General features: G+C 63.1%; 13 protein-coding genes. 9 read left to right on the top strand and 4 right to left on the bottom strand.

Annotation, left to right across the window (positions count from 1 at the left end; translation table 11 throughout):
• Positions 1–309: 309 nt before the first annotated feature.
• The 3 genes from ACFPFW_RS03170 to ACFPFW_RS03160 form a co-directional block, all read right to left on the bottom strand.
• A complete protein-coding gene (locus tag ACFPFW_RS03170) occupies positions 310–711 on the bottom strand; it encodes an SH3 domain-containing protein (protein WP_114958736.1) in 402 nt (133 codons plus the stop codon).
• Positions 708–944: a hypothetical protein gene (locus tag ACFPFW_RS03165; RefSeq protein WP_114958735.1), complete on the bottom strand. Its 237-nt coding sequence runs from the start codon at positions 942–944 to the stop codon at positions 708–710. Before ACFPFW_RS03165 ends, ACFPFW_RS03170 begins: the two co-directional genes overlap by 4 nt.
• Before the next feature lie 73 nt (positions 945–1,017).
• On the bottom strand, positions 1,018–1,722 hold the full coding sequence (locus ACFPFW_RS03160; RefSeq protein WP_114958734.1) for a helix-turn-helix transcriptional regulator: 705 nt from the start codon (positions 1,720–1,722) through the stop codon (positions 1,018–1,020).
• 83 nt (positions 1,723–1,805) lie between these two features.
• Here ACFPFW_RS03160 and ACFPFW_RS03155 point away from each other — a divergent pair, with 83 nt between their 5' ends.
• From ACFPFW_RS03155 to ACFPFW_RS03115, 9 genes are all read left to right on the top strand, one after another.
• Entirely contained in the window at positions 1,806–2,210 is a 405-nt protein-coding gene (locus ACFPFW_RS03155; protein WP_114958733.1) for a GFA family protein, read from the top strand.
• 374 nt (positions 2,211–2,584) lie between these two features.
• Positions 2,585–2,776, top strand: coding sequence for a hypothetical protein (locus ACFPFW_RS03150; RefSeq protein WP_114958732.1), 192 nt, complete (start codon positions 2,585–2,587; stop codon positions 2,774–2,776).
• Between the two features lie 155 nt (positions 2,777–2,931).
• Entirely contained in the window at positions 2,932–4,170 is a 1,239-nt protein-coding gene (locus tag ACFPFW_RS03145; RefSeq protein ID WP_114958731.1) for a PQQ-dependent sugar dehydrogenase, read from the top strand.
• A 55-nt stretch (positions 4,171–4,225) separates the two neighbouring features.
• Entirely contained in the window at positions 4,226–4,546 is a 321-nt protein-coding gene (locus ACFPFW_RS03140) for a c-type cytochrome (protein WP_114958730.1), read from the top strand.
• A gap of 99 nt (positions 4,547–4,645) precedes the next feature.
• Complete coding sequence (locus tag ACFPFW_RS03135; protein WP_114958729.1) at positions 4,646–5,317, top strand: Crp/Fnr family transcriptional regulator; 672 nt, start codon at positions 4,646–4,648, stop codon at positions 5,315–5,317.
• Between the two features lie 36 nt (positions 5,318–5,353).
• Entirely contained in the window at positions 5,354–5,983 is a 630-nt protein-coding gene (locus ACFPFW_RS03130) for a Crp/Fnr family transcriptional regulator (RefSeq protein WP_114958728.1), read from the top strand.
• A gap of 57 nt (positions 5,984–6,040) precedes the next feature.
• Complete coding sequence (locus ACFPFW_RS03125) at positions 6,041–6,670, top strand: thiamine phosphate synthase (RefSeq protein WP_114958727.1); 630 nt, start codon at positions 6,041–6,043, stop codon at positions 6,668–6,670.
• A complete protein-coding gene (locus ACFPFW_RS03120) occupies positions 6,667–7,668 on the top strand; it encodes a tetratricopeptide repeat protein (RefSeq protein ID WP_162799817.1) in 1,002 nt (333 codons plus the stop codon). Before ACFPFW_RS03125 ends, ACFPFW_RS03120 begins: the two co-directional genes overlap by 4 nt.
• Positions 7,669–7,703: 35 nt before the next feature.
• Positions 7,704–8,492 carry an inositol monophosphatase family protein gene (locus ACFPFW_RS03115; RefSeq protein ID WP_114958725.1) on the top strand — a complete coding sequence of 263 codons (789 nt, stop codon included), beginning with the start codon at positions 7,704–7,706 and terminating at the stop codon, positions 8,490–8,492.
• Here ACFPFW_RS03115 and ACFPFW_RS03110 read toward each other — a convergent pair.
• Positions 8,489–8,701, bottom strand: coding sequence for a YdcH family protein (locus tag ACFPFW_RS03110; protein WP_114958724.1), 213 nt, complete (start codon positions 8,699–8,701; stop codon positions 8,489–8,491). The two genes, ACFPFW_RS03115 and ACFPFW_RS03110, sit on opposite strands and share 4 nt — an antisense overlap.
• Positions 8,702–8,705: the final 4 nt, after the last annotated feature.

The following is an 8,705-nucleotide window of genomic DNA, read 5'->3' as shown; positions in this document are numbered from 1 at the left end:
GCCTTGCACTGGGGACGAGCCGTGGTCTCCGAAGGCTCTCAAACCTTCGGCGGCCATTGGCCGTGGAAGCGCCCGCCTCCTCCGACTTAACCGCCGTGCGTGGGGATGCGGATCGCGTCAACACACAAACCATTCAGAGGATGCGACCGCATCCCCCGCCCCTCCGAGGGGCGACCTTTCCGACATCGCTGGTGGAACGAGGCGAGGATGAGGCGCGCCCTCCACCCTCTCCCGAGGGAAGAGGCAGGCCCAACTCTAAAAGGAGACCCAACCCGAATGCCCCGCAAACTGCACCTTCACGCACGTCCCCTAATGCGCGTGCCGCAGGAGGTGCATCCGCTCCCATTCCCAGCCGTCCTCCGGCTTGAGCCCGAAGATCGGGTCCGAGGTCGCGATTCCGGTCGTCGTCGCGGTGTAGTTGGCTGCCGGTTCGGCAACCCTGCGATCGATCCTTTTGGCAGCCACGCGCTTGCCGCCGCCGAGATAACGGCTGCTAACCCAGCGCGAGGCGCCGATCTTCGACCAGCGGCCCTGTTTCGTGGAAACACTGACCCGCTGACCGCTCGCCAGATGACCGACGACACGATGGTTCATGCCCGGACCCGAGCGGACATTGACGTCCGCCGTCGCGCGGAGGCGAGCCGCCTCCGCCGCGCCCGACGAACAGATCAAAAGCGCGGCAAGCCCCAGCCCGAACAGGGATCGGCTCAAAGCCTGTCCTTGGCCACGGCGCGGGCCAGATCGCCCGGCCGCACCTTCAGGATTTCGGTGAAGCCGTCACGGTGGATTTTTACCTGGGTCCGCACGCTGCGGTACGCCGTGAAATTGGCGCCCTCGATCAGCTCTTCCTCATTCTCGAAATCGTATGTGCCGGGCGGGCACATCTCGCCGCTGAGGACAAAGGGCCGGCGGAAGACCAGGGTCTCGCTGCTGTATCGATGCATCGTCACTCTCCCGATGCTGCCATTGGCAGGATACATCATGGCGCCCACGCGCGCGGCGGATAGCGGCGTCCGATCACGACCTCGTGTACGAATGGTCGGCGGCATCGCGGATCGCCTGCCATCGCCGTCGCAGCACCGCCGGCCGTTCCGGAAAGCGCTCGTCGAGGAAGTCGGCCTGACCGATCCTGTCGAGCCGGAAGCTGCGGAAATCGCGGCGGAGTTCGCACCAGCCGACGACGATCCGCGTCGCCTCCCAATAGCCGAGGAGGAAGGGCCAGATCGTGCGTGCGGTCTCCGCGCCCGCCTCGTCGCGATAGCCGATCGCGACCTTGCGCCCGGCCCGGATCCAGGCCCGCAGCATGCCGACGTCGAGCCCGTCCGGTGCCATTACCCAGGCCGGCGGCGCCCTCGCCCCGGCATCGCTGATCAGCGTCCGCATCTCTTCCGGCAGGACATGGGCGATCTTGGCCAGCGCATCGTTGGCGGCATGCGCCAGCGCCGGATCGGCATGACCCATTACCCATTGCGCGCCGAGCGCGAGCGCCTCGATCTCCTCGACGGTCAGCATCAGGGGCGGCATGTCGAAGCCGCCTTCGAGCACATAGCCGATCCCCGCCTCGCCCCTGATCGGCACCCGCTGGCCGACCAGGGCCGCGATGTCGCGGTAGACCGAGCGCTGCGAGGTCTCGAGCTCGGCCGCGATGGCGGTCGCCGTCACTGGCCGGTTCTCGCGGCGGAGGATTTGGACAATCTGGAAAAGGCGGTCGGCGCGACGCATTCCTGCCTTCTACTGCCATGCTGCTGACAACACGTTGTCAGCAGCATGGCAGTATGTCACGGCATCGAATGCGGAGACTGACGATGCTGAAGACCTATCGGGGAAGCTGCCACTGCCGCGCGGTGAGCTTCGAGGCCGACATCGATTTCGAGATCGGGACCGGCCGCTGCAATTGCTCGATCTGCGCCAAGAAACGCGGCTGGGAGGCGATCATCCAGCCGGACCAGTTCCGGCTCCTGTCCGGCAAGGACGTGCTCCGCGACTACCAGTTCGGCACCAGGGTGGCGCATCACCCCTTCTGCGGGAATTGCGGCGTCTCATGCTACGCTGAGGGCTTCGTCGAAGAGATCGGTGGGGCCTACATCGCCATCAGCATCTCGTGCCTCGACGGCGTGCCGGACGAAGAACTCGCCACCGTGCCCGTCCGCTATCTCGATGGCCGTAACAACAACTGGTGGAACGAGCCGGAGGTGACCAATCATCTCTGAGCACGGAAACCGTGTATTTCTTCGCTCACACAACCGTGATTAATTACCTACGAAATGATAATGATCAGGAAATAAATCGTTTAACCATTTCACTCATCGTTCCTGTGCGCTGGAACGGCAGAGGCTAAGATATGCGCAAGACTCGTCACGTTTACGCGGAGGAGCCGCGCCGCGAAAAATCCAGAGGTAGCAGGCCATGGCTTCTCCTGCTGTGCCTGGCGATGATCGCCTGGTACTTCGCGACCTATCGTTAGAATTCAGGCTGCCGGTCGCGCCACCGTCCGTAGTTCACCTAATTGCATCACGCCTCCGTGATCGCACAATAGGTCAGCACAATGCGTTGCCGTTGCGGCGGACGCGAGCTCAGGTGCAGCATGCCCGAACCGATCGAACTGATAATCGTCGACGATCCTGATATCGATACCCTGATCGAGAAATGCGTGACCGCCCGGCAATGCGCTGATCGGCTTGGTCTCGACGTGACCTGCCATCTTCTCGATATGGCACTGCTCGAACTCAGCTTCGCCGCGCCCCCTGCGCCCACGACCGCGAGGCGTCCGAACTGAACCGGGACGTCGCCCTCGAAAGGGTGAGCGAGCACGCCAAATATCGCCAATGAGGCGACCTGTCCCGCCATTGCAACCGATGCGGCGGGTTGTCACATCTGCGACTTCCTGACACACTGCGTTAACGCTCATCAAGAAGCGTCGGGGAGGAATAGATGAGAGGCTCCGCACTCGCCATCGGCATGCTGATGGCGTCCACTGCTTGCGCTTTCGCGCAAGACAATCTCCAGAAGCTCCAGAATTTTCAGTCGACCGGAACGAAGCTCGAAATCCCGACCGTCCCGCAGGACGCCAAGAAGGTCGCCAACCTTCAAAAGGTCGCGGCACGGATCAAAGTGCCTGCAGGCTTGAAGGTCGAACTCTTCGCGATCGTCCCGGACGCCCGCCACATGGCGATTGGCCGGAATGTCGGCACGGTCTTCGTCGGCACCCGCAAGAGCAAGGCCTATGCAGTCACAGACCGCGACAAGGATGGCGTCGCGGACGAGGTGAAGGAATTCGCGCCCTCGGTCGCGATGAAGGTGCCGAACGGCATGTGCTATTCGCCGGACGGCTTCCTGTTCGTCGTCGAGCACAACCGCGTTCTCGTCTTCCCGGCAGCTGAATTCTTCTACGAGAGCCCGGACGTCGCGATCGGCATCGTCGCCGACAAGCTGATCCCGGAAAGCGAGGAGAGCTTCAACCACGGCGCCCGTGTCTGCACGATAGGGCCGGACAACAAGCTCTACATCTCGCTCGGCCAGCCGCATAACGTTCCGCCGAAGGACAAGCTCGCTCTCTATAAGGAGCACGGCATCGGCGGCATCATCCGCATGGACCGCGACGGCAAGAACCGCGAGGTCTACGCGACCGGCATCCGCAATTCGGTCGGCATCGCGTTCAGCCCGCAGGGCCAGCTCTGGTTTACCGACAACCAGGTCGACGGCATGGGTGACGATATCCCTCCCGGAGAGATCAATCGCATCACCAAGCCGAACCAGAACTTCGGCTTCCCGTGGTATGGCGGCGGCAAGGTCCGGACGGTCGAATACAAGAGCGACGAGATTCCGGCCGATGTCACGCCGCCGGAGCAGGAGATGCCGGCCCACGCAGCCGATCTCGGCCTGAGCTTTTACACGGGCACCGCGTTGCCGGAGAAATACCGGGGCGGCCTCTTCTCTGCCCAGCACGGTTCCTGGAACCGGACCAAGCCGGTCGGCGCCCGCATCATGTTCACCCCGGTTAAGGCGGACGGCACATCTGGCAAGCCGGAAGTGTTCGCGGATGGCTGGCTCGACGAGAAGACCGGTCAGTACCTCGGCCGTCCGGTCGACGTGCAGACCTATCTCGACGGCTCGCTGCTCGTTTCCGACGACCTGTCGGGCGCGATCTGGCGCATCTCCTCCGCCGATTGACCCAGCAACAGGGGCCCGGTCCGCCGGGCCTCTTCGCTTTTCTCAGGTTTCCCGCATGATCCTTTCAGTTCCCCTTCTTGCATTGCCGCTCATGCTTGTCTTCTCACAACCGGCTCTCGCCGATGCCGCCGCAGGCAAGGAAAAGGCCGCGGTCTGTACCACCTGCCATGGCGCCGATGGCATCAGCCAATTGCCGAACGCCCCTCACCTCGCCGGCCAGCCGGAAGTCTATGTGGTCGAGCAACTCAAGGCCTATCGGTCCGGCGCGCGGAAGAACGAGATGATGACCGTCATCGCCCAGCCTCTGTCGGATCAGGACATCGACGATCTGGCGGCTTGGTTCGCGTCCATTCAAGTGACCGCGACGGTTCCGTAGCCGACTGCTCGAAAGTCCTGCGCGGCTTCGAGAAATTGTCATCGAACGGCAATCAAATCGTCATATGCGGCGTCCGTTGCACTCATTTGATCCGGCCGCATGTCCGACCTCTTCCATTATCTGAACATTCTCGCCTGGGTCGCCGCGGCGCTCAGCGTTATCGCGGCGTTCCTCCGCACCATGATCCCGCTGCGGCTGGTGTCCGTCTGGAGCAATGTCGCCAAGTTCAGCTACGCGACCTCGATCGGCTCGATTCCGGGAATGGTCGAGTACTCCATCCTGCTGCCGCTCAACCTGTATCGCCTGCTGCAGATGCGGCGAATGATCAAGAGCATCAAGGAAGCGCAGGCCGGCGATTTCCAGACGCAATGGCTGGAGCCGTTCGCCGACACCCGCGATCTCGGCTCCGGCGAAATCCTCTTCCGCAAGGGTGACGACGGAGACCGGCTCTACGTGCTCTGTTCGGGCCGCATCCGGTTCGTGGAGATCAATGTCGAGATCGGGCCGGGTACTTTGTTCGGCGAACTCGCCTTCTTCACCCGGGACGGAAAACGCACCCAGACCGCCGCGTGCATGACCGATTGTCGGGTGCTCTCGATCACCGAGGACCGGCTGGAACAGCTTTACTTCCAAAACCCGCAATTCGGCTGGTATCTGATCAAGCTGATCGCCCAGCGCCTCACGGAGAATGCGCAACGCGCGCAGGAACTGGTCGAAAAGCGTTCTCGCAAGGCCACCCTGCTCAACGAACCGGAAAGAAATTTACAATAGCGGCAGGTACTTCTGTTTCCTCCGCGTTCCGGTTCGATGGATCTCATACTCAAATACCTGCCCTATCTCGGCTGGGGAGCGATGGCGCTGAGCCTCCTGTCCAGCTTCTCCCGCACGATGATTCCGCTCCGGAGTTTCGCCGCGTCGAGCAATATCGTCTCGATCATCGCGGCCGCGGCTGCAGGCTACTGGCCCAACGCGCTGCAGAACGCGATCCAGTTACCGATGAACGTCTTCCGCCTGCGGCAGATGCGAAAACTGATCGCGGACATGAAGCCCGGTGACGAGGGGGAAGTCGATGCGAACTGGCTGATGCCGTTCGCCCATGTCTCGGAACACCGCAAGGGCGCGGTGATCTTCCGCAAGGGCGACGCCGCCGATCGCCTCTATTACATCGCGACCGGGACCGTTTCATTCCCCGAGATCGGCGTCGAGATCCAGCAGGGCAGCCTATTTGGCGAATTCGCCTTTTTCACCAAGGAAGGCGAGCGCACGCAGACAGCGGTCTGCGCCGAGGATTGCGCGCTCCTGTCCATCGGCGAATACGAACTGAAACAGCTTTACTATCAGAATCCGGAATTCGGCTGGTATCTGATCCGCCTCATCGTTCAGCGCCTGCAGGACAATGTGGAGCGTAATGCAAAGCGGGCGCGTTCACCGTTCTGACGACGGAAGAGGCCAGGCACCTACATTTCGCCACCGCGCTTTGCTAGAAGGCCAACGATGTCCAATTCTCCCCGCCTCATGTTGATTACGCCGCCGATCGGCGCGGATACCGACCTCACATCCCAATTGTCCGGAGCGCTCGGCGCCGCCGAGATCGCAGCCGTTATCCTGCGCGTCGAAGCGTCGGCGGATGAACGCGCATTGCTGAAGGCGCTGAAGCCGCTGGTCGAAACGGTCCAGGCCGCCGGAGCAGCGGCCCTGATCGAGGGCGCGCCCGACCTCGTCGGCAAATCCGGAGCTGACGGCATGCATGCGCTCGGAGAGCGAAACGGCCGCGAGGCGACATCGCGCTTCAAGCCCGAAAAGCTTGTCGGCATCGGAGGATTACGTACCCGTGATACCGCAATGGCAGCCGGAGAGACGGGCGCGGATTACGTCCTCTTCGGCGATCCCGGAAAGGGCGGCGAGACCCCGCCGATCGACGCGACGCTCGAGCGTCTCGAATGGTGGGCGGAAATCTTCGTTACGCCCTGCGTCGGTCAGGCGGAGACGCTAGAGGCCGTTGCGCCGATTTCCGCGACCGGCGCCGATTTCGTCGCGCTAGGCCACTTCGTATGGACGCAGTCTCCCGCCGCCGCAGTGCGAGTCGCCGCGGACGAACTGGCGAAGGCCGAGGCCATCTCGTGAAACAGTGCCTGCCGCTCTTGGCCCTGCTGGTCGCCGCACCGGTCTATGCGGCGCAACCGGAGCTGCCGCCGATCGAAGTCCCTTTGAGCACTCCGGATCAAATGACGGGCTCGGAGGAGGCTGTACCCGCCGGCGACCTCGCCTTCGCGGCCTTCCAGCGCGGCGAGTATATGACGGCCATGAACGAGGCGCTGAAGCGGGTCGGCAAGAAGGAAGACCCGGCCCCGGCGATGACCCTGATCGGCGTGATCTACGAGAATGGCCTCGGCTTCAACAAGGACCCGGCCAAGGCGGTCGAGTGGTACAAGCTCGGCGCGGATAATGGCGACCACAATTCGATGGTCGCTCTTGCTTTGCTGAAACTCGAAGGCAGCGGTACGCCGAAAGATCCAAAGGGCGCCGCCGATCTTTTCCAGCAGGCCGCCGACAAGGGCGACCCGATCGCCATGTACAATGTCGGTCTGCTTGAGCTCCAGGGCTCTGTTCGTCCCTATGACGTGAAGGCGGCCACGGCGAATTTTCGCAAGGCGGCAGATGCCGGATATGCGGATGCTCAATACGCGCTGGCGATGTCGCTCCGCCAGAGCAACACTCCGGAGGACCGCAAGGAAGCGACACGACTTCTCGGGCTGGCGACGAACCAGAACCACCCCGATGCGGCTGTGGAATACGCCATTGCCGTCTTCAATGGCGACGGCACCGAAAAGGACGAGAGCCGCGCGGCAAAGCTTTTCCTGCGGGCGGCGCTCAAGGGCAATGTCATCGCGATGAACCGCCTGGCCAGGATCTACTCGGCGGGACGGGGCTTCGATGAAGACCGCATCCGCGCCGCCGCCTGGCATCTGGTCGCGCGTGCCAATGGCCGCAGCGACGGTCTCCTCGACGAGGAACTGACCAAGCTCACGCCCGAGGAGCGCGCCCGAGCCGACGGACTTGCCACGCAATTCCGCCGCCAGCTTTCGGCCGCCCTTGACGCATCGGCGGCGGACAGGCAGTAGACGCCCTCTTCCCCCCGAACTTTCCTCAGGTCGCAATGCCCCGCTCGCCGTTGATGAACGTCATGGTCCAGGCCGTCACCAAGGCCGGACGCGGGATGCGGCGCGACTTCGGCGAGGTCGAGCAGCTTCAGGTCTCGGTGAAGGGACCATCGGACTTCGTCTCGATCGCCGACAAGCGCGCCGAGGACACGCTGCGCGCCGAACTCTCCAAGGCACGGCCGGACGCCGGCTTCCTGCTCGAGGAGAGCGGCGAGATAATCGGGCGCGATCCAAGCCAGCGCTTCATCATCGATCCGCTCGACGGCACGACCAACTTTCTGCACGGGATTCCGCAGTTCGCGGTCTCGGTGGCGCTGGAGCGCAACGGCACAGTCGTCGCCGGCGTCGTCTTCAATCCGATCACCGACGAGCTCTTCACGGCCGAGCGTGGGCAGGGCGCATTCCTCAATGATCGCCGCATCCGCGTCGCCGCGCGCATAAAGCTCAACGATTGTGTCGTCGGCACCGGAGTACCGCACCGAGGCAAGGGCGATCACGAACTGTTCAGCCGCGAGCTTCGCAAGGTGCAGGCCGACGTCGCCGGCATACGGCGGATGGGCGCCGCCGCTCTCGACCTCGCATGGGTCGCGGCCGGTCGCTTGGACGGCTTTTGGGAGCGGAATCTCAAGGCCTGGGATATCGCGGCCGGTATTCTCTTGATCCGCGAGGCCGGTGGCTATGTCTCCGATCTCGACGGCCGCGACGAGATGCTGGAGCGCGGAGATCTCTGCGCCGGCAACGAAACCATCCACCGCGCACTCTTCGACAGGCTGAGAAGCGCCTAGGCGATGATGTCCGGCGTCAGCGCATCTTCTATATGCGCGATGCGATCCTTGAGAAAAAGCTTCCGCTTTTTTAGCCTCTGGATCTGCAGCCGGTCTCCCGTACCGAGCTTCTCCAGCGCCTCGATCGCGGAATCCAGGTCACGATGTTCCTCTTCGAGCCGCATAAGTTCGGCGCGAAGCAGACCGTCTTCGTCATTGTCCTGGATCATTCGG

This window comes from Flaviflagellibacter deserti (assembly GCF_042652085.1).
In the GTDB taxonomy this organism is placed as follows: domain Bacteria; phylum Pseudomonadota; class Alphaproteobacteria; order Rhizobiales; family Methylopilaceae; genus Flaviflagellibacter; species Flaviflagellibacter deserti.
The sequence above is the reverse complement of the archived record's forward strand: the minus strand, read 5'-3'. Positions and strand labels throughout refer to the sequence as shown.

What these genes read in the sequence shown, in the direction of transcription:
- ACFPFW_RS03165 (WP_114958735.1), bottom strand. Translation starts at nt 944, where the DNA reads ATGCATCGATACAGCAGCGAGACCCTGGTCTTCCGCCGGCCCTTTGTC.
- ACFPFW_RS03160 (WP_114958734.1), bottom strand. Translation starts at nt 1,722, where the DNA reads ATGCGTCGCGCCGACCGCCTTTTCCAGATTGTCCAAATCCTCCGCCGC.
- ACFPFW_RS03155 (WP_114958733.1), top strand. Translation starts at nt 1,806, where the DNA reads ATGCTGAAGACCTATCGGGGAAGCTGCCACTGCCGCGCGGTGAGCTTC.
- ACFPFW_RS03150 (WP_114958732.1), top strand. Translation starts at nt 2,585, where the DNA reads ATGCCCGAACCGATCGAACTGATAATCGTCGACGATCCTGATATCGAT.
- ACFPFW_RS03145 (WP_114958731.1), top strand. Translation starts at nt 2,932, where the DNA reads ATGAGAGGCTCCGCACTCGCCATCGGCATGCTGATGGCGTCCACTGCT.
- ACFPFW_RS03140 (WP_114958730.1), top strand. Translation starts at nt 4,226, where the DNA reads ATGATCCTTTCAGTTCCCCTTCTTGCATTGCCGCTCATGCTTGTCTTC.
- ACFPFW_RS03135 (WP_114958729.1), top strand. Translation starts at nt 4,646, where the DNA reads ATGTCCGACCTCTTCCATTATCTGAACATTCTCGCCTGGGTCGCCGCG.
- ACFPFW_RS03130 (WP_114958728.1), top strand. Translation starts at nt 5,354, where the DNA reads ATGGATCTCATACTCAAATACCTGCCCTATCTCGGCTGGGGAGCGATG.
- ACFPFW_RS03125 (WP_114958727.1), top strand. Translation starts at nt 6,041, where the DNA reads ATGTCCAATTCTCCCCGCCTCATGTTGATTACGCCGCCGATCGGCGCG.
- ACFPFW_RS03115 (WP_114958725.1), top strand. Translation starts at nt 7,704, where the DNA reads ATGCCCCGCTCGCCGTTGATGAACGTCATGGTCCAGGCCGTCACCAAG.
- ACFPFW_RS03110 (WP_114958724.1), bottom strand. Translation starts at nt 8,701, where the DNA reads ATGATCCAGGACAATGACGAAGACGGTCTGCTTCGCGCCGAACTTATG.